Source organism: Nocardia sp. NPDC047648 (genome assembly GCF_040642815.1).
In the GTDB taxonomy this organism is placed as follows: Bacteria; Actinomycetota; Actinomycetes; order Mycobacteriales; family Mycobacteriaceae; genus Nocardia; species Nocardia gamkensis.
This window is the reverse complement of record NZ_JBEYSX010000002.1, coordinates 1-17,890: the sequence shown is the minus strand read 5'-3', so window position 1 is coordinate 17,890 and position 17,890 is coordinate 1. Positions and strand designations below refer to the sequence as shown.

Annotated in this window: 20 protein-coding genes; 8 read left to right on the top strand and 12 right to left on the bottom strand. The window is 64.0% G+C overall.

Features of this window, described 5'->3' with window-relative positions; all coding sequences use genetic code 11:
• Positions 1-86 precede the first annotated feature (86 nt).
• Together ABZ803_RS04435 and ABZ803_RS04430 are read left to right on the top strand one after the other, a co-directional pair.
• Positions 87-758 (top strand): FadR/GntR family transcriptional regulator, encoded by a 672-nt coding sequence (locus ABZ803_RS04435; protein ID WP_357032776.1) that lies wholly within the window; start codon positions 87-89, stop codon positions 756-758.
• A gap of 191 nt (positions 759-949) precedes the next feature.
• Complete coding sequence (locus tag ABZ803_RS04430; protein WP_357032774.1) at positions 950-2,431, top strand: MFS transporter; 1,482 nt, start codon at positions 950-952, stop codon at positions 2,429-2,431.
• 271 nt (positions 2,432-2,702) lie between these two features.
• Here ABZ803_RS04430 and ABZ803_RS04425 read toward each other — a convergent pair whose 3' ends face one another.
• From ABZ803_RS04425 to ABZ803_RS04380, 10 genes are all read right to left on the bottom strand, one after another.
• A complete protein-coding gene (locus ABZ803_RS04425; RefSeq protein WP_357032771.1) occupies positions 2,703-3,140 on the bottom strand; it encodes a VOC family protein in 438 nt (145 codons plus the stop codon).
• 394 nt (positions 3,141-3,534) lie between these two features.
• On the bottom strand, positions 3,535-4,308 hold the full coding sequence (locus ABZ803_RS04420; protein WP_357032768.1) for an ESX secretion-associated protein EspG: 774 nt from the start codon (positions 4,306-4,308) through the stop codon (positions 3,535-3,537).
• A 12-nt stretch (positions 4,309-4,320) separates the two neighbouring features.
• Entirely contained in the window at positions 4,321-5,664 is a 1,344-nt protein-coding gene (locus ABZ803_RS04415) for a hypothetical protein (protein WP_357032765.1), read from the bottom strand.
• Positions 5,664-6,047, bottom strand: coding sequence for a hypothetical protein (locus ABZ803_RS04410; RefSeq protein WP_357032762.1), 384 nt, complete (start codon positions 6,045-6,047; stop codon positions 5,664-5,666). Before ABZ803_RS04410 ends, ABZ803_RS04415 begins: the two co-directional genes overlap by 1 nt.
• Before the next feature lie 18 nt (positions 6,048-6,065).
• The gene (locus ABZ803_RS04405) at positions 6,066-6,581 is read right to left on the bottom strand and encodes a DUF3558 domain-containing protein (RefSeq protein WP_357032759.1); all 516 of its coding nucleotides are present in this window, start codon (positions 6,579-6,581) and stop codon (positions 6,066-6,068) included.
• A 773-nt stretch (positions 6,582-7,354) separates the two neighbouring features.
• Positions 7,355-8,149 (bottom strand): hypothetical protein, encoded by a 795-nt coding sequence (locus ABZ803_RS04400; protein ID WP_357032756.1) that lies wholly within the window; start codon positions 8,147-8,149, stop codon positions 7,355-7,357.
• A 15-nt stretch (positions 8,150-8,164) separates the two neighbouring features.
• Complete coding sequence (locus tag ABZ803_RS04395) at positions 8,165-8,470, bottom strand: hypothetical protein (RefSeq protein WP_357032754.1); 306 nt, start codon at positions 8,468-8,470, stop codon at positions 8,165-8,167.
• Positions 8,467-9,186: a hypothetical protein gene (locus ABZ803_RS04390; RefSeq protein ID WP_357032752.1), complete on the bottom strand. Its 720-nt coding sequence runs from the start codon at positions 9,184-9,186 to the stop codon at positions 8,467-8,469. The genes ABZ803_RS04395 and ABZ803_RS04390 overlap by 4 nt, the downstream gene beginning before the upstream one ends.
• 68 nt (positions 9,187-9,254) lie before the next feature.
• Positions 9,255-9,638, bottom strand: coding sequence for a hypothetical protein (locus ABZ803_RS04385; RefSeq protein ID WP_357032749.1), 384 nt, complete (start codon positions 9,636-9,638; stop codon positions 9,255-9,257).
• A gap of 15 nt (positions 9,639-9,653) precedes the next feature.
• Positions 9,654-10,166 (bottom strand): DUF3558 domain-containing protein, encoded by a 513-nt coding sequence (locus ABZ803_RS04380; protein WP_357032747.1) that lies wholly within the window; start codon positions 10,164-10,166, stop codon positions 9,654-9,656.
• A gap of 283 nt (positions 10,167-10,449) precedes the next feature.
• Here ABZ803_RS04380 and ABZ803_RS04375 point away from each other — a divergent pair, with 283 nt between their 5' ends.
• On the top strand, positions 10,450-10,869 hold the full coding sequence (locus tag ABZ803_RS04375; protein WP_357032744.1) for a hypothetical protein: 420 nt from the start codon (positions 10,450-10,452) through the stop codon (positions 10,867-10,869).
• A 122-nt stretch (positions 10,870-10,991) separates the two neighbouring features.
• Here ABZ803_RS04375 and ABZ803_RS04370 read toward each other — a convergent pair whose 3' ends face one another.
• Complete coding sequence (locus tag ABZ803_RS04370) at positions 10,992-11,201, bottom strand: DUF397 domain-containing protein (protein WP_357032741.1); 210 nt, start codon at positions 11,199-11,201, stop codon at positions 10,992-10,994.
• Positions 11,198-12,073, bottom strand: coding sequence for a helix-turn-helix transcriptional regulator (locus ABZ803_RS04365; protein ID WP_357032738.1), 876 nt, complete (start codon positions 12,071-12,073; stop codon positions 11,198-11,200). The genes ABZ803_RS04370 and ABZ803_RS04365 overlap by 4 nt, the downstream gene beginning before the upstream one ends.
• A gap of 161 nt (positions 12,074-12,234) precedes the next feature.
• Here ABZ803_RS04365 and ABZ803_RS04360 point away from each other — a divergent pair, with 161 nt between their 5' ends.
• From ABZ803_RS04360 to rpoB, 5 genes are all read left to right on the top strand, one after another.
• A complete protein-coding gene (locus tag ABZ803_RS04360) occupies positions 12,235-12,678 on the top strand; it encodes a hypothetical protein (RefSeq protein ID WP_357032735.1) in 444 nt (147 codons plus the stop codon).
• Positions 12,675-13,016 (top strand): hypothetical protein, encoded by a 342-nt coding sequence (locus ABZ803_RS04355; protein ID WP_357032731.1) that lies wholly within the window; start codon positions 12,675-12,677, stop codon positions 13,014-13,016. The genes ABZ803_RS04360 and ABZ803_RS04355 overlap by 4 nt, the downstream gene beginning before the upstream one ends.
• 134 nt (positions 13,017-13,150) lie before the next feature.
• Positions 13,151-13,693, top strand: a complete 543-nt coding sequence (locus tag ABZ803_RS04350; protein WP_357032728.1) for a hypothetical protein — start codon at positions 13,151-13,153, stop codon at positions 13,691-13,693.
• A gap of 294 nt (positions 13,694-13,987) precedes the next feature.
• Positions 13,988-15,193: a Cmx/CmrA family chloramphenicol efflux MFS transporter gene (locus ABZ803_RS04345; protein ID WP_357032725.1), complete on the top strand. Its 1,206-nt coding sequence runs from the start codon at positions 13,988-13,990 to the stop codon at positions 15,191-15,193.
• A gap of 331 nt (positions 15,194-15,524) precedes the next feature.
• On the top strand, positions 15,525-17,890 hold a 2,366-nt coding region (gene rpoB, locus ABZ803_RS04340), incomplete at its 3' end, for a DNA-directed RNA polymerase subunit beta (RefSeq protein WP_357034274.1).

The window sequence follows — 17,890 nt, the reverse complement described above, 5'->3', positions numbered from 1 at the left end:
TCCGGGAAGGGTCACAGTCACCGAGAAATCATAGGATGACCGGATGATGACCGGCAACGATTTGTGATGGGCGGTACTCTGTCGAGGTGCAACCCGTCCGGCGCACCAGCCTCATCGCCCAGGTGACCGACCAGCTGCGTGCCGAAATTCGTTCCGGCCGTTGGCCGATCGGCTCCCGCATCCCGACCGAGCCGGAGCTCACCGAGCTCACCGGCACCGGCCGTAACACGGTGCGCGAGGCCGTCCAGGCCCTCGTGCACGCCGGCATGCTCGAGCGTCGCCAAGGTTCCGGCACCTACGTGATCGCGGCGTCGGACCTCGGCGGAACACTGGGCAAGTATTTCGCCGACGCCGAGGAACGCGACGTCCTGGAACTGCGCCTCGCGCTGGACGTCACCGCCGCGGGCTTGGCGGCGCGCCGCCGCGACGACACCGATATCGCGAATCTGCTGCGCCTGCTGGCCGAACGCGACAAGAAGTGGGACGAGGACTCCGCCGCCGCGATCGAGGCGGACGTCCAGCTGCACCGCGCGATCGTCGTCGCGAGCCACAACGCGGTGTATCTCGAGTTCTACGATTCGCTGCTGCCCATCATCGAACAGGTCATCCGCGCACGGACATCGAAGTCCGACGACTCCTATACCGAGGAGCACGCCGCCTTGGTGCACGCGGTGATCGACGGTGATCCCGAACGCGCCGCCGCGGCGACGCGGTGCTTCCTCAACTCGCTCATCGCGGAATATCCGGACGCGCGATAAACGGCGCAGGTAACCGAGTGGTCACCATTCGGGGCCGCGCGATGTGAGTCGGATTTGCCGGGAACGTCATCGAGGGCCACGGGGACGCAACACGCGGCTCCTACCTTTATCTCGACCGTAGCCAGGCACTCGACAGCCGCCGGCGGCACAGCCGCGATGAGGGCCGGTCGAGCCGAATCGAGAGGAAGCCGATGACCGTCGTAGCAGCCACCGGCCAGCAGTCGCACCCAACGACTTTCGAATACCAGAAACGTGGACGCTGGCTCGATCACTGGGATCCGGACAACGCGAAGTTCTGGGAATCCGGTGGCGCGAAAACCGCGCGCAAGAATTTGATGTTCTCCGTATTCGCCGAGAATCTCGGCTTCAGCATCTGGGTCATCTGGGGCACCGTCGTGACCAGCATGGGCGCCGCCGGATTCGACTTCCTCGCCGGTCTGGGCAAGGGCAACCCCGTCGCGGTGAGCAACGCCCTGCTGCTCACCTCCACCCCCACCCTGGTCGGCGCCGCGCTGCGCATTCCGTACACCTTCGCCATTCCCCGGTTCGGCGGTCGGGCGTTCACCGTGTTCAGCGCGGGAATGCTGCTGATTCCGACGCTCGGCCTGGCCTGGTTCGTCAACCAGCCGGGCACGCCGATGTGGGTGTTCCTGCTGCTGGCGGCGCTCGCGGGCGTCGGCGGCGGCAACTTCTCCTCCTCGATGGCCAACATCAACTTCTTCTTCCCCGAGGGCAAGAAGGGTGCGGCGCTGGGCATCAACGCCGCGGGCGGCAACCTGGGCGTCGCCCAGACGCAGCTGGTGCTGCCGCTGCTGATCACCTTCGGCACCCACCTCATGGCCAAGGACCCGGGCGGCTACCGCTTCGGAATCACGCTGTCGGTGCTGGTCTGGGTGCCGTTCATCCTGGCCGCCGCGTTCGGCGCGCTGCGCTACATGGACAGCATCAGCACCGCCAAGTCCGACGGCAAGTCCTACCGGCTCGCGCTCACCAACCGGCACACCTGGGTGATGGCGATCCTCTACATCGGCACCTTCGGCTCGTTCATCGGCTTCTCCTTCGCCTTCCCGACGCTGATCAAGGCCAATTTCCCGGACCTGGCCAAGATCGGCTGGATCACCACGCTCGGTAACCTCGCGTTCCTCGGCGCGCTGGTCGGCTCGTTCAGCAGGCCGTTCGGCGGCTGGGTGTCCGACAAGGTCGGCGGCGCGAAGATCACCTTCTACGTCTTCGGCGCCATGGCGGTCGCGGTCGCGCTGATCATGGCCGGGCTGGAACTGAAGAGCTTCCCGCTCTACCTGCTGGCGTTCCTGCTGCTGTTCGTGCTCACCGGCATCGGCAACGGCTCGACCTACCGGATGATCCCGACCATCTTCAGCGCCGAGTCCAAGAAGTACGCCTCCGAGCACGGCCTCGACGCGGCCGAGGCCGCCGCTTCGGCGAAACGCCAGGCGGGCGCGGCGATCGGCGTCATCGGCGCGGTCGGCGCCTCCGGCGGCTGGCTGTTGCAGCAGGCCCTGCGGCTGTCCAACACCCACCTGCACAGCATGGCCCCCGCGTTCTGGGCCTACGCCGGGGCCTTCCTGGTGATGGCCACCGTCACCTGGTGGTTCTACCTGCGGTCCTCGTTCGCCATCCAGCGCGTTCCCTCGCTGGCCTACGCGAACGTCTGACCGCCCCAGCCGGTCCCGCGGCCCGGACACCGCGGGACACGGGCGTCGCATCCGCCGTCCCCCCTCCGGCGGATCCGGCCCCCCAGCCGAGCGTCCGCTCGTCGCCCGGAGAGTGAATCCGGGATCCGCCACGGGTTCCGGCCCGCACCGCGGCGACGGGCGGACGTTCGGTTTCGCCGTTCCGAGAGAACGTGCCTGATCGGCGCTTTGCTCGCTCTGGTCCGCAGCGCTGATGCGCGCCGGTATCGCGAGGTGCGCGCCGTGGGCGCGGTCAGCTCTTGTTCAGCTCTTCGGCAAGCATCACGATGATGCCGCTGGGTCCGCGGACGTAGGTGAGCTTGTAGACGTCCCTGTACGTCGCCACGCCGCGCAGAGGGTGGCAGCCGTGCCTCGCCGCGATCTCGAGGGCCTCGTCGAGGTCGTCCACCGAGAACGCGACGCGGTGCATCCCGATCTCGTTGGGCCGGGTCGGGCTCGTCTCGATTGCGTCGGGGTGGATGTACTCGAAGAGCTCGAGCCGACCGTTGCCGTCTGGTGTCTGGAGCATGGCGATCTTGGCGTGGTTGCCGTCGAGGCCGACGGCGGTGTCGGTCCACTCGCCGCTGACCGTGTCCCGGCCGATGACGGTCAGACCGAGGTCGGTGAAAAAAGCGATCGTCGCTTCGAGGTCGCGAACCGCGATGGCGACGTTCTCCAACTTGATGGGCATGACTTCTACTCCCTATGTTTCGCGCTGCGGAACGGAACTGGCGCGCCGATCTCGACACGTAGGCTCGTGTGCTCTAGAGGTCTCATTGTCGTTGGGCGTGGGCCTGGCGGTGCGTGCCCATGCGGACGGCTCGGCCGTCTACTCCTGGGACGGAGCCGCCGTGGCGTTCCCGACATGTCGGCCGCACGGCTTCTGCCGAGTCGGGGCCGGTGGCGTGTGTCGCGCGTGTCGTGACCTGCCGGAGGCAGGGGCCGCGGCACCCTCCCACCGCTTCGCCTCAGGCCCCTGGAGCAGGGGCACACCCTGAGCCGGGCCTGCGGTGACGCGCGCCTGGTAGGGACGAATGCGGTGGCGGCACTGCCGGCGGCGTCGAAACGCCTCGCCGCTCGCGAGGTCAGTACGGTAAGTGAACCCCGTCGCGCACGTCCTTGACCGTTCTGGCGATCATCTGTTGCAGGGTGGCGGTGATGCGTTCGGAAGTGGTGGGTTTGATCGTCACCGGGTCGTCGCCGAAAGTGACGTACCTGCCGTCCTTCTCGACATCGTTGAGCTGGAAATCCTTGCGCCCGTCGATGTGCCGATTGTCCACACTTCCCATCGCGTAGACGCCGACATGACCGATCAAGGTCATCGCCCGGGTGAAGAACCGCTCGAACTCCTCCCGCGGCGTCGGCCGCCAGGCATCGCGCACCGGCGGACGCGGCCGCGCCAACTCCTCCGCGGAAGCCTGCAATTGCTTGCCCTGCCCCGGCCCGCAGGCGGGGAACACATCGACCACGGCCCGCGCCACCGCACCGGCGGACAGCAACGTCAACACCACATCACCGCCGTGCTCGACGTCCGGTCCCGGTTCCTGCACCGCGATCGCGCCGTGCTCGTAGTGCACCCCCGCATGCGCCCGCAGCTTCCGGTCCTTGCGCTTGCCTGCGAATCCGGCCACTTCCACCCGGGCCTCCGGCGCCAGCAGCACTTCCACCGCACGGAGCAGGTCGTCATCGATGCGCGGGCGCAACGACTGCGCCGCCGCCTGCCGCAATCGCAAACTCTCCGACCGGAATTCCGTCGTGTACTGATGCTGCAAGGGATACGGCAACACGTCCCGGCCGGTCGACTCCCACAGCGTCCGGAATTCGAGCGCGGTGAACCGCCAGCTCTGCACCTCAGGCATTCGATGACATCCTTATCGCGGGTTGTCACCGATGACCGGCGGCACCGTCCGGGGCAGTTCGTCCAGCCCCGTGAGCTCGTTGCCGTGTTCCTGAGTGATCAGGTAATCCGGGATGCCCTTGGTAGATTCCTCATCGGACTTGCCGCCCCGCGCACCGGGCGCCATTCCGCCCATGCCGCTGGTACCGGCGCGTCCGGGCGAGGCACCGGTACGTGCGGCTGCGGCGGATACGGCGTTGGGGTTGTTCGGCACGCCTTTGGATGGCACCGAGACACCCGGCCCGCCCGGACTGGAAGGACTTCCCGGACTCCCCGGCGTACTCGTGTGTGGGGTGCCGGGAGTGTTCGGCGATGTGGTCGGCGTAGGCGTCGTCGAAGCGGGTGTCGTCGCCGGTGTGGTGGAAGCCGGTGTGGTCGAATCCTCCGTCGTGGAAGCCGGATCGGTACTGGTCGACTCCGGCATTTCGGAGGTCGTGTCCGAGGGCTCGGTGCTCGACGAAGTCGTCGGCTCGTCGGTGGAGTTCGTATCGGACGGATTCGAACCAGGAGACGACGTCCCCGACGGGTTTCCGCTGCCGTTGTTCGTGCCCCGTGGATTGCTACCGTCGCCGTTGCCGTTCGGGTTCGCAGTCGACACCGGACGGGGAATCACTGGGACATTGGTATCGGACTCCATGACGACTGGGGAGTACACGGTGCGAAGCACCCGCAACGCCTCTGTTTTCGCGTTGTACTCGGCGACGTCGTCATTGCGCCAATCTCGCCCGACCACGAATCCACGCAGATTGTCCCATCCACTGCGATGTTCCGGCGCGTGCGGAACCAGTTGCTTGGTCGGCTCCAGGCCGGTCAGCAACTCGGACAGCTTGTTACCGGTCAGCCGGGCGGCGTGCGAAACTTGCGCACCTTGGGCGGCATAGTCACTGACCGCACTCGCTGCGGCATTGCGCGCCTCACCACGCCACACACTGTCATCGGTGGCCCGCTCCATCGCCGTCTTGAAGGTTTCCAGCGAGGTCTGGTGCCGATCCGCGATGGTGTTCCACGCGGCGATCAGATCGTTCACCGCATTCAGATCGATCTGATCGACCTTCTGACGCAGCGTGGCGACATCGTGCCGCTCGAACTCGTCCGCATCCAGGACCTCCCTCGGCCGGAACGCGCCCTCGAACCCGACACCGGCAGCCCGGCTGCGCACGCCGTCCCGCTGCTGGTTGTACTTGCCCTGCACCTCGGCCGTATCGACCTTCGGCTGCAACTCCTCACCGGCGATCCAATCGGTGACACTGCGCCACATAGCCGAGCCCAGCCCTTGATCGAGCTGAAACTGCGGCATACCACCGTACGGATTACCCATCAGCGCACCTGCTCAGTGGTACTCGCGATCTGCGCCGCGTTCTCGATGTCCTGCCCGGTGATCCGCTTGAACGAGATCGCCATGACCTCACGCATATTCTGCACCGTCTCGATGTGCTCTCGAATGACCTGGTCGATTGAATTGGAATCCCCCGTTGCCTGTTTCAGGAACTTCTTGCTCAATGCAGCAGCCATCGTGAAATCACCGAAACCTGAGACGTTCTGAGCATTTTGGGTCGCGAAGAGGATCCTGTTCAACTCGGCGAGACGATCATCGCATGCCTTGGCACATAGGTATGCGGCGTTCTCATCATCGAGATACAGCTCTCCTGCACGGGCCTGACCAGCCAAATTCTTCCAAGTCGCCGCATTGTCCTCGTTCATCGGAAATTCCTCCCCCAGTTATTGCGGAAATACCGGCACGATGGCCCCGCCCACCCGAGACAAGCTTGTGCAGGGTTCTTCGACACTGTTGATCGAGGCCTTGTTGGAGACACGCAGCTGAATCACACCCTGATGCGCCGGAAACACGACGTCACAGAGCAGATCCTTCGATGCGCCTTCGACCTTGAATTGCCGTCCCGCGCGACCGGCGACTGTCACGTCCCGGAAGTCGACATTGCCAGGCTTCTTCTCGAACTCCGAAACCGTACGAGCAGTGGAAAACACCGAGACAAAGTATCGGGAACCTTCCCAATTACAGATCTCCCAGCCGGACTGACGCACCCCAGCGATGCCGGGCTCCTCGGTGGCCGGGTCGACCCCGGCCGCCCGCAATGCCTCATCGGGAATCCCCGTGCACGGGTTGAACAGAGCCTGCGCCGCAGTCGTACTCGAACCCACCGTCGGCGATCCGCTCGTGGTGTCCTCACAGCCGACAACCCCGGTCGCCAGCGCACCGATAAGCAGTGCCAACATGATTCGACGACTCATCCCCACCCTCTCGACCCGTGACGACTCAAGTGCGCCCACAGTAGCAGACGGTCAACCTGATCTCTCGCTGCCTGCGCTGGGTCAGACGGCGCTGGGTAGTAAGGCAGTCCACGAGAAACCCACCGACCTGCGCGCCGAGTGAAATGGCCCCCAGAACGGCCGATGCATGGGCCAAATGTATTGGGGTGCAATGGGTTCGAGGCCGCACGGGCGGATCATCGCACGTCGATCGACTGAGCCCGCCGAAAGCTCGAGCCCACTGGAATCACGATCCTCACATTTACCGATAACCTCACGTTATTCTCTCACGCCATCCCCGCCCCCTCGTGGCGCGCCGAACGGCCGTGACGGCTTAACACATTGTTCGAATAAAGCGAGAAGGGAGAAAATAAGCGCCAGGTAGAGCGGAGCTGCCCATATCTCCCAGTTTTCAACTTTGCCCATCAAGCCTCGCATCACCGCCGCCGCTCCCGTTACCGCAACCGCCACGTACGCACTGACGAAGGCACCGCGGACCGCCGCCCGCATCCGCCCCTCAGGCGGCTGCCGTCGACTGACCGCGATCGCGAACACCTGTACCCCCAAGGCGAATACGATCGCTCCGCGCTGCACTGCCTCGATGCCCACCAATTCGCCCACGACCGTGCAAGTGAGCGCCCACCCGATCACGGTGGGTGGAACGGCTGTCACGATGAGGCCGAACAAGCGAACCCCCAGTTCCCACCTCTCGACCCGTCTACGCCTCCCCTCGGCCTCGTTCAGCTCAGCTGCCACTTGGATTCACCGTCCCCCTCTACCGACGCGTCGGCGAATGTCCACGCCTGCGAATCCGGCCATCCCCCTGGGAAGGTGCTGTTATCGGAAAGTGCGGCATTCAGCTCGCTGAATGCTTTGGCTTGCAGTCCGACGAAACCGGTCGCCAACGTGACCGCAGTCCACAGCTGACCCGCGGATAATCCTGATGTCGCAGCGATGTCGGCGATACTGATCGGTGCGCCGATGCCGCTTGCCAACTCCCCGATCGCCCTGGCGAGGCCGCCCAGGAAACTCGCGCAGATAACGAGGACCCCGCTGTAGAAGGCCAGGCCTCCGGCGGCGCATTCCATCATCGCGCTCCTGGCTTTATCGGAGACATCCCCCATTTTTCCGGAAGCCGCGCTCTGCGAGGTACTCGTCTTGAGGTACGAAAGCTGTGCCGCGCCTTTCCATGTTCGGTTGGCTTGCAGGTTGTTCGGGTCGATCTCGCCCTGGATACTCGTTACAACGTTGCGTATCGCAGCCCAGTCGTTGCTGCGCAGGTACATTTCGTACGGGGCGCGAATCCCTTGTACGATCTGGTAGACCTTCTCCCAAATCCATTTGCAGACCTCGACTATCTTGTCTGCACACACCTTGACCGCTCGCTGTACCGACGGAATCAGACGAACATACGGAAGATCGAGAGCAATGCTTTCAGCAGAGGGCACATCGACTTCGATCGACCCGTCGATCTTCTTCAAGAAGTTCTCGAGCTCGCGTACCACCAGATCGTACGACGTGATATCAAAAGTCATTACGAGATCCTCCCCTCACCAGACGTTATCGATGCGATGTTTACCCGCGGCATCCTCGGCCTCGTATGTGTCAGCACAGAAGCTGAGGGTATCGGCTACCTCGGCGAACCGCCGAGAAGCCGCGGCTGATCGGTCGGACATCTTGCTGACGAGTTCATCATTGGCGTCGACGATGAACTGAAACAACCCGGCTTGGAGATGGTTGAATCTCAATGCGTCCAACCTTCCCCCCAGATCCGACATCGCTGCCGACTCACGAGACCAGACCCTCGCGTCTGCGCGCAATGAGTCGAGCGCGACTTCGAATTTTCCTGGACTCACGATTTCCCCCTCGGCGATTGGTTCTGCAGCGATGCCAGGGCATGGATGGCATCGTTCATCAAGTTGCTCAATGTGTCGGTCGAAGCATCGGTCGCAGTGGCGAGCAGCCGATGCGCTTCGTCGTAGGCCTGTTTGACAGCCCAGGCGATGGTGCTGCCTCCGGCATCCATCCCCCACGGGAGACGGACGACGCAGTCGACGATGCCGCTGCGACTCAGGGTGACCGATGTATAGAGATCATCTTCCGTTCCGACCGTTCCAACGGACTGGTCGCGCTTTACGTCGGTTCGGCTACTCATGGCGTGAAGAGTCTCTTCTACCAGCTGCGGGGTGCCGACTATGGGGCGCCGTGGTGGTGCTGGTGGATCGAATCTCGTCGGCACCACATCGTTCATGTCCAGTGCTTCGAGCCGATCTATGGTTCCGTTGTCGACTGCGGCGGTCATCGTTGACGCGAAACGTTGCTGTTCGGCATCTTTGATCGCGTCGATCACAGCTCGGCCGATCTCACCTCGGTCGATGTGCCGCGCCCAGTTGTCGGAAATGAGGATGTCGATCAACTCGCCCGCCTCGGCGAGAGTAGCCTCGACCACTCCCGTGTTGTCACGACCGGTGGTCCGGGGCGGCGCGGCGGCGAAAACATCCTGCATCAAACCGGAAATCGCCTTCGTGTAGGCGTGGAACCGAGCGATTTCATCAAGAAGTTCTTCGTTCATGATCACCTTGGTGGCTCGAGACAAGGAATTTGATTCAAGGGTCTTGTACCGCTGTTCGCGGCTACACTTCAGCCCGCCCCATCGGTGGCAGTAGTGATCTGCGCCGCGTTCTCGATGTCCTGCCCGGTGATCCGCTTGAACGAGATCGCCATGACTTCTCGCATGTTCTTCACGGTCTCGATGTGTTCGAGGATGATCTGGTCGATCGAGTTGGTATCACCAGTGGCCTGCTTCAGAAACTTGCCGACGAGCTTGTCCGCCATGTCGAAATCACCGAAGCCGGAGACGCTTTGGGCAACAGCGGTGAACCTACGTAATCCCTCCAGGTCCGCCAGACGCTGGTCACATGCCTTCGCGCACTGATACGCGGTATTCTCGTCGTCGACGTACAGCTCCCCCGACCGAGCTCGTCCTGCCAGCCCAATCCACAGTTCCGCATTGTCCTCGCTCATATGACCCCTCCCTGATCAATGTGGTAGCGCAGGCACAATCGACACGCCGACCCGCTGCAGGATCGTGCATGGGTCCTCGAGGTCGTCCCGACCTGCCCGGTTCAGGACTTTCAACTGCACAACCCCCTGACTCGCAGGGAATAACACATCGCAATCGAGATACTTCGAAGCACCCTCGACCCTGAATTGCCGACCTGGGCGCCCTCCCACGGTGACATCCTGAAAATCGACATTCCCGGGCTTACGCTCGAACTCTGCGACCGTACGACCGGTGGAAAATACGGTAATGAAGTACTTGGGGCCATCCCAGTTGCAGATTTCCCAGCCGGACTGAGGCACCCCGGCGATTCCGGGCTCCTCGGTGGCCGGGTCGACCCCAGCCTTCCGCAACGCCTCATCGGGAATCCCCGTGCACGGGTTGAACAGAGCCTGGGCAGCAGTCGTACTAGACCCCGCTGCCGGCGATCCGCTCGTGGTGTCCTCACAGCCGACAACCCCGGTCGCCAGCGCACCGATAAGCAGTGTCAACGTGATTCGACGACTCATCCCCACCCTCTCGACCCGCGACGACTCAGGTTCGGCAACACTAGCAGACAACGACATGTTGCTCCCCTGCCCGCGCTGGTCCTGCGGTGTCCGGAGCGCGCCGGATGCGACGCGGCCTGTGGTTCGGTCGCCGCGCGCTGCCAAGGGCTCTCCGCGTTCGGGGGTAGCGGGTTTGGTTCCGGTTCTAGGGTGGCAGTGCAGTAACGAGCTGGACGAAAGCTAGGACATACGACTGAGTTCGACTGATTTTCGAAGGAGCTAATCGATGAAGTTTGGCAAGATCGTAGCCGGGTTCGCGCTGGCCGCTGCCGCAATCTCTGTCGCTCCCGCCGTTGCCTCCGCTGATGATCCGGAGTTTCCGCGCAACGGTGTCATCCCGCCGGGGACCTACCACATCGGGAGGGGCCCCTCCAATGTGATCGGGTCACCGATCGAGAACTGCGACCTGCAAGTTTTTGTCGATGGCAGGACTGTGGCGCTGGTTTGCGGCGGCTCGAGCCGGGGTGGGCATCAGACGCCGGTCGGCCCGGACGAGACCTATGTTTCGTTCGACTTCGTGCCGCTCGGCCTCGACCTGCATGACATCGACCCCCGCCAGGGGCTCTGGAGCGGAACGGTGAATATCGCCGGTACCCCGATTATTGCCCCATACCCGCTGGCAGCAGTCTGGCTCAGCCGCCGTTGATCCCTGCGTGCCGATAGCACGCCGTCCGGCGTGCTATCGGCTGTGTCGACACGACTTCGGTCCGGCCTCGGCTGCGCAGGCGAGGCCGGACCGTCGTCTGTCGGCTTCCGTAGCTTCGCAGCTCAATTTGCCTGGGTGAATACATCATTCGTGACGCAGGTGATGAAGGCGTCCCATCCACCCGGGGTGAAGGTCAACGCCGGGCCGGTCCGGTTCTTCGAATCGCGGACACCGACGTAACCGGCCTCGAGCCACGCGACTTCAATGCAGGCGTCGGCCTCACCACTATGGACAGACTTGAACCACTTCGCTCCGGATAGGTCGATGATCATTGTTCGCATCTCCTGGCCATATTTCTGAGCAAGTCTCTCGATCGTTGCTCTTCGAGTGCAGCACCGCTGACGGCTTCGTGAATCACCCGGAAGCGGTTCACCTCGTCCTTTTCCTCGAAAATCATTGTGCCTATGGCCCCTTCGGTGTAGACGACGGACGGCTCGTCATGCGGGAAGTCGATGATTATGTACGGCGGTACCGCCAGTCCTCCGGGGAAGCCAGCGGTAAACGGAACAACCCTGATCGAGACGTTCTCTCTCGTACCCATGTCAGCAAGGTGACGATATTGCGAAGACATGATTCGCGTGGAGCCGACAACAGTACGCAGAGCCGACTCGTGCACCAGGAATTCTGCTCGCATCGGCCTGTGCTTCCGAGTAAGGATCGCTGATCGTCTTATTCTCCGTTCCACGAGCCAGTCGGACTCTTCAGAGGGGTCCATCGACGCGGACGGTCGCACACTGCGGGCATAGTCTGGAGTCTGCAATAGACCCGGTATGATGAGCGTTTGGAAGAAGTGCAATTCCGTGGCGGCGGTTTCTAATTGAAGATACGTGTTGAACCCTGGTCTCACCAGGTCCCGATAATCCTCCCACCACGGTTTCGTACGCGCTTGCTCGGCAAGCGATTTCAGGTACTCGATCCGCTCGTCCGGTAGCCCGTAGTACCGGCAGATGTACTCGATGTCCCGAACTTTGATCTTCTCGTTCTGCCCCAACTCCAGCCGCCCGAGCGAGGATCGGCTGATCTCCAGGACTTCGGCTACCTGCTCGAGGGTGTAACCGCCGGCCTGACGCGCGTCGCGCAGCGCGCGGCCCAACTGGCGACGCGGCAGCGTCGTCCGGCCGATGTCCGCCTTGGTACCGACCATTTCCGTTGTGTCCTCCCCTGCTATCCCACGGTGTGACCTGCTTTTTCCCACGGCGGGAATCGATGTCCGCCCACTCGGGAAGCGCTCAGCGCGTACGCGCCGATTGCTGGGCACCGGCCGAATCGAGCTCCCCGTCGCGAGCACGTTCGCAGCATATGCACATGGCCGAACAACACGGAACAGAACTCGATTTCGTCACGAATTTCCGCGCGTCGGAGTGGATTACGGACGATCGACAACCGACGGGACACGGCATCGGGACACACCGGCACGGGCATCGCGAGGTGGTGGATGGACTACTCGTTCCGCCCGGAGTCTGCGCGCGCGCCGACGTGCGGCTGGCGCACGAGCAGATGCGGGCGCACCTGACTTGCCGGATCGAGCGGTGTGCGTGGAAGGCGGCCGCGTACCGTACGCTGGTGATCGCGGGACGGCTGACACCGCAGGCGGTGAGCCATCGGGAACGCGCCGCCGCACGCGGAATCGGGTTCCCGTCACATGACGAAAGCGGCAGCATCGACCGCGCCCTCGACGTACGGACGATCCAAGCGGTGCTGGAGCGATTGTCGGCGTTGGCGGCCCCACCCGATGGTCTGCGGGGGTGAGCCGGTTGCATCGCACCACGATCGGAGCCGCGCAGGCTGCCTGGCGGGTGGTGGGAAGTCGGATCGAGATCGTGTTCTTCCGCGACGGCTCCGACCCCACACCGGCCTACCGGCTGCGCGACAACGGCGACACCGTGCCGATTCCCCTGGGGCAGAGCGGTCTCGTCGCCTTCGACGAGCGCGCACTGCCAGATCTGGCGCAGGTCCGCGAATGGTTCCCGCGCCACTTCCGGCTGTGGGACGCGGTCCGCGCCGAGTTCTGGGATGTTCTGCTGCCCGCGCACGGCGCGCGCACCGCAGACCTCCCTGTCCCGCCCCGAGCGGATGAGTTGGCCTGATCCGCTACTTCACACAGGTAACCGAGAGCCGAATGTCCAAGCGACGAAATCGACCGCGACCCGCGACCCCCAAGCCGACGAATTCCACCATCCGATATCCACCGAGGACCACGATCGACTCGATACTCACGACGATGATGGCCGAACGCCGCGCGGATTCCGCCGGCTCCGACACCGTGCACTTCTGGGGGTTCGCCCACGCGGAGACCTCCACGGCACAGGACGCGGCCCACACCGCGATAGTGCTCGATCCCGACGCCGAACGCTCCCCCATCCTGGATTCGGCCGAATGGCTGATCCGGCGATTCACCCGCCGCGTGTGGGGTTTCGGCCTGGCATACCTGACGGTGGGCGAGATATTCCCCGGAGCCGACGGCGTCCCGCCGGATGCGATCCAGGCCGCGGAGGCGGGTCTGCTGAGCGAACGCGCGACCGCCGACCCCATGTGCGCGGCAACGATTTTCGATGGCCGAGCACGCGCTTACACGGCGCTGACCTACACGCACCTTCCCGAACTCGGACCGACGCCCACCTGGGTGAACGACACCCGCGCGTCCACCGACGCCTGGGTCGCCCTGTTCGACCAGCGCGCCGTCGCGGCACACGTGTGGGCGGCGGCCATAACGCTGGATCCGCGGGCGAACCACGCCGCCATAACACGCCTGCGGTCGCACTGAAGCACCGGGACTTTCGGTCCGAAGGCGAATCGGTAATTGTGTTGGTCCCGCCCGGGCACGTTGTTATGGTGTGGGCGTGAATTCCCCGGATGCGTCCAGACGATAGCCGCCCGGCATATGCGCTGGGCGGCGTTGTGAATGCAGAAACTGCTGGTCGTAACGCGACAGGCAGATTTTTCGCGACGCCGGACGATGTTCGTTTCTCCGCGATCGGGCGACGGTTCGCCCGATTCCGCGACCATCTCGGGCGCCGTGTCGGCTGCGCGGCGCCCTTATCCGGGGAGTTGTCCTTCTATGCCCATTGTGGTGTTCGTGCTGGCTGTCGCGGTGTTCGCGCAGGGCACGTCCGAATTCATGGTGTCGGGGTTGCTGGAGCGGATCGCCGAGGATCTCGGGGTCTCGCTCGGCACGGCCGGCCTGCTGACCTCGCTGTTCGCGGCGGGCATGGTGCTCGGCGCACCGGCGATGGCGGTGGCGGCGGGCCGGTTACCGGTCCGGCATTCGGTAGCGGCGTTCTTGACGGTGTTCTGCGCGATTCATGTCGTCGGCGCGGTGACCAGCGAGTTCGCGGTGCTTCTGACGACCAGGATCGTCGCGGCGGTCGCCAACGCGGGGTTCCTGGCCATCGTGCTGGCCGCTCTGCCGCGCTTGGTCGACCCGGTCGTGGTGGGCCGCGCGACCTCGGTGGTGGTGTCCGGGGTGACCGTGGCCTGCATCGCAGGTGTGCCGGCCGGGACTTTGCTGGGACAGGTGTGGGGTTGGCGTGCCGCGTTCTGGGCCGTCGCCGTCATCAGCGGTGCTGTGGTGATCCCGGTATGGGCGCTGGTGCCTCGCACTGTGCGCGCCGGTGATCGGCAGACACCCGAGGAACCCTCTTCGATGAAGGAGTGGGCGGTGCTCGGCACACGCCCGGTTCTCGTCGCGGTCCTGGTCGCGGTACTGGTGAACGCCGCGACGTTCGCGGGGTTCACGTTCCTCGGTTCGATCACGGCCGGGCTCGCCGAGCCGGGCAGCCGCTGGGTTCCGATCGTGCTGGCCCTGTTCGGCATCGGATCGTTCGTCGGCGTGACGTCGACCGGCCGCTACAGCGACGATCACCGAGAGCGGATCATCACGCTCGGTACGAGCGGTCTCGTCGGAGTGTGGCTGCTGGCCGCTTCGACCGCCCACACCCTGCCCGGGGTGGCGATCATGGCGACGGCGTCCGGGGCGATCGCGTTCGGGGTGGGATCGACGCTGATCGCGACGATCGTGCAGACCGCAGCGCCCACCGCGCCACGGCTCGCGGGCGCGCTGGCCACCACCGCGTTCAATATCGGCGCCGTTCTCGGCCCCGCCACCGCCGCCGTGGTCGTCGACCACACCGGTCAGCCCGCGGAGGCGTTGTGGTGCGGCACCGCCTTCTCGATCGCCGCGATGGCTGTCATCCTGGCCGCGCGAAGGCCGGTCGCACCACGAGCGGCCGACGCCGCGGCCCTGGCAGGAGACCCGATCGAGTAAAGCTGGCGAATTACCGCTAATAGACTTGACGAACCGCATATCGAGATGTCACTATCAATATGGGAAGACACGAGAAATCATGTGTCTATTTCTTGATGTCCTCGACATCGGCCAAGTTTGGGTGTAATTTAAGGCTTCGCGCCGGGTCGCGTGCTGTCCAACTCTCGAAATACGAAATGACTGTGGAAAGTGGCACTGTCGGCGTGCCACTTTCCACCCGTTGTTGTCGAGGCATGTTCGGGCACAGTCCAGCACGGTGCGTACAGGAGAACTACCGCCCACAGGACAAGCAGATACCGCGACGACCACGCGAACGCGTGGGCGGCGCGAGGTGCTGGAAGGACGCATCTTGACAATCTCGAGTCAGGCCGACGCCGATACAGGAATGCCCGTCGAGACCGGGGTCTCCGGGGCGTCGAAGCGGGTCTCGTTCGCCAAAATTCGTGAGCCCCTCGATGTTCCGGGGTTGCTGGATATCCAGCTCGATTCTTTCGATTGGTTGATCGGCGCGCCCGGCCGCCACGAACGGGCGGCGGCGCGCGGCGACGCGCGGGCGGGCGGATTGGCGGAGGTGCTCGAGGAGCTCTCGCCGATCGAGGATTTCGCCGGGACGATGTCGCTGACCCTGTCCGATCCCCGTTTCGAGGAGGTCAAGGCCTCGATCGATGAGTGCAAAGACAAGGACTTGACGTATGCGGCTCCGCTGTTCGTGACGGCGGAGTTCATCAACAACAACACCGGTGAGATCAAGAGCCAGACGGTCTTCATGGGTGATTTCCCGATGATGACCGACAAGGGCACGTTCATCATCAACGGCACCGAGCGTGTCGTGGTGTCGCAGCTGGTGCGTTCGCCGGGTGTGTACTTCGACCACAGTGTCGACAAGGGCACGGAGAAGGACCTGCACAGTGTGCGGGTGATTCCGTCGCGCGGTGCGTGGCTGGAGTTCGACGTGGACAAGCGCGACACCGTGGGTGTGCGCATCGACCGCAAGCGCCGCCAACCCGTGACGGTCCTGCTCAAAGCGCTCGGCTGGACGGATGAGCGGATCCGTGAGCGGTTCGGTTTCTCCGGGATCATGATGACGTCGCTGGAGAAGGACAACACGCCGGGCACCGATGAGGCGCTGCTGGACATCCATCGCAAGCTGCGTCCGGGTGAGCCGCCGACCAAGGAGTCCGCGCAGACCCTGCTGGAGAACCTGTTCTTCAAGGAGAAGCGCTACGACCTGGCGCGCGTCGGTCGCTACAAGATCAACAAGAAGCTCGGCATCCACTCCGGTGAAGTCATCGGCTCACCGGTGCTCGCCGAGGAAGACATCGTCACGATCATCGAATACCTGCTGCGCCTGCACGCGGGTGACAAGACCATGACCGCCCCCGGTGGCATCGAGGTTCGGGTCGAGGTCGATGACATCGATCATTTCGGCAATCGTCGCCTGCGCACTGTCGGCGAGCTGATCCAGAACCAGATGCGAATCGGTCTCTCCCGCATGGAGCGTGTGGTCCGTGAGCGGATGACCACTCAGGACGTCGAGGCGATCACGCCGCAGACTCTGATGAACATCCGCCCGGTCGTCGCCGCGATCAGGGAGTTCTTCGGAACCTCGCAGATGTCGGTATTCCTGGACGAGCGCAACCCGCTCGCGAGTCTGACCCAGAAACGCCGCCTTTCTGCGCTGGGCCCGGGTGGCCTGACCAGGGAGCGCGCCGGCCTCGAGGTCCGCGATGTGCACTACAGCCACTACGGCCGGATGTGCCCGATCGAGACACCCGAAGGCCCGAACATCGGCCTGATCGGTTATTTGTCGGTGTACGCGCGGGTGAATCCGTTCGGCTTCATCGAGACCCCGTACCGGAAAGTGGTCGACGGCCGGGTGACCGACGAGGTCGACTACCTGACCGCCGACCAGGAAGACCTGCATGTCGTGGCGCAGGCGAACGAGCCACTCGATACCGAGGGGCGCTTCGTCGAGCCGCGAATCGCGGTGCGGCGCCGGAATTCCGAGGTCGAGCTCGTCGATTCCGCCCAAGTCGACTACATGGACGTGTCGCCGCGTCAGATGGTGTCGGTCGCGACCGCGATGATCCCGTTCCTCGAGCACGACGACGCCAACCGGGCTCTCATGGGCGCGAACATGCAGAAGCAGGCGGTTCCGCTGATCCGCTCGGAGGCCCCGCTGGTCGGCACCGGTATGGAGTCGCGTGCCGCGATCGATGCCGGTGACGTGGTGGTGAACGAGAAGCCCGGTGTGGTCGAGGAGGTTTCGGCCGATTATGTGACGGTGATGGCTGATGATGGGACGCGTAAGTCCTATCGGATGCGGAAGTTCAACCGGTCGAATCAGGGTACGTGCTCGAATCAGCGTCCGATTGTGGATGAGGGTCAGCGGGTGGAGCGTGGTCAGGTTCTGGCTGATGGTCCGTGCACCGAGAACGGTGAGATGGCCCTGGGTAAGAACCTGTTGGTGGCGATCATGCCGTGGGAGGGTCACAACTACGAGGACGCGATCATCTTGTCGCAGCGCCTGGTGGAAGAGGATGTGTTGACCTCGATTCATATCGAGGAGCACGAGATCGATGCGCGCGACACCAAGCTGGGGGCGGAGGAGATCACTCGGGATATTCCGAATGTGTCCGATGAGGTGCTCGCTGATCTGGATGAGCGGGGCATCGTGCGGATCGGTGCGGAGGTCCG

What these genes read in the sequence shown, in the direction of transcription:
- ABZ803_RS04400 (WP_357032756.1), bottom strand. Translation starts at nt 8,149, where the DNA reads ATGACTTTTGATATCACGTCGTACGATCTGGTGGTACGCGAGCTCGAG.
- ABZ803_RS04365 (WP_357032738.1), bottom strand. Translation starts at nt 12,073, where the DNA reads ATGGTCGGTACCAAGGCGGACATCGGCCGGACGACGCTGCCGCGTCGC.
- ABZ803_RS04390 (WP_357032752.1), bottom strand. Translation starts at nt 9,186, where the DNA reads ATGAACGAAGAACTTCTTGATGAAATCGCTCGGTTCCACGCCTACACG.
- ABZ803_RS04415 (WP_357032765.1), bottom strand. Translation starts at nt 5,664, where the DNA reads ATGGGTAATCCGTACGGTGGTATGCCGCAGTTTCAGCTCGATCAAGGG.
- ABZ803_RS04375 (WP_357032744.1), top strand. Translation starts at nt 10,450, where the DNA reads ATGAAGTTTGGCAAGATCGTAGCCGGGTTCGCGCTGGCCGCTGCCGCA.
- ABZ803_RS04430 (WP_357032774.1), top strand. Translation starts at nt 950, where the DNA reads ATGACCGTCGTAGCAGCCACCGGCCAGCAGTCGCACCCAACGACTTTC.
- ABZ803_RS04360 (WP_357032735.1), top strand. Translation starts at nt 12,235, where the DNA reads ATGGCCGAACAACACGGAACAGAACTCGATTTCGTCACGAATTTCCGC.
- ABZ803_RS04350 (WP_357032728.1), top strand. Translation starts at nt 13,151, where the DNA reads ATGATGGCCGAACGCCGCGCGGATTCCGCCGGCTCCGACACCGTGCAC.
- ABZ803_RS04345 (WP_357032725.1), top strand. Translation starts at nt 13,988, where the DNA reads ATGCCCATTGTGGTGTTCGTGCTGGCTGTCGCGGTGTTCGCGCAGGGC.
- ABZ803_RS04405 (WP_357032759.1), bottom strand. Translation starts at nt 6,581, where the DNA reads ATGTTGGCACTGCTTATCGGTGCGCTGGCGACCGGGGTTGTCGGCTGT.
- ABZ803_RS04385 (WP_357032749.1), bottom strand. Translation starts at nt 9,638, where the DNA reads ATGAGCGAGGACAATGCGGAACTGTGGATTGGGCTGGCAGGACGAGCT.
- ABZ803_RS04425 (WP_357032771.1), bottom strand. Translation starts at nt 3,140, where the DNA reads ATGCCCATCAAGTTGGAGAACGTCGCCATCGCGGTTCGCGACCTCGAA.
- ABZ803_RS04370 (WP_357032741.1), bottom strand. Translation starts at nt 11,201, where the DNA reads ATGATCATCGACCTATCCGGAGCGAAGTGGTTCAAGTCTGTCCATAGT.
- ABZ803_RS04410 (WP_357032762.1), bottom strand. Translation starts at nt 6,047, where the DNA reads ATGAACGAGGACAATGCGGCGACTTGGAAGAATTTGGCTGGTCAGGCC.
- ABZ803_RS04420 (WP_357032768.1), bottom strand. Translation starts at nt 4,308, where the DNA reads ATGCCTGAGGTGCAGAGCTGGCGGTTCACCGCGCTCGAATTCCGGACG.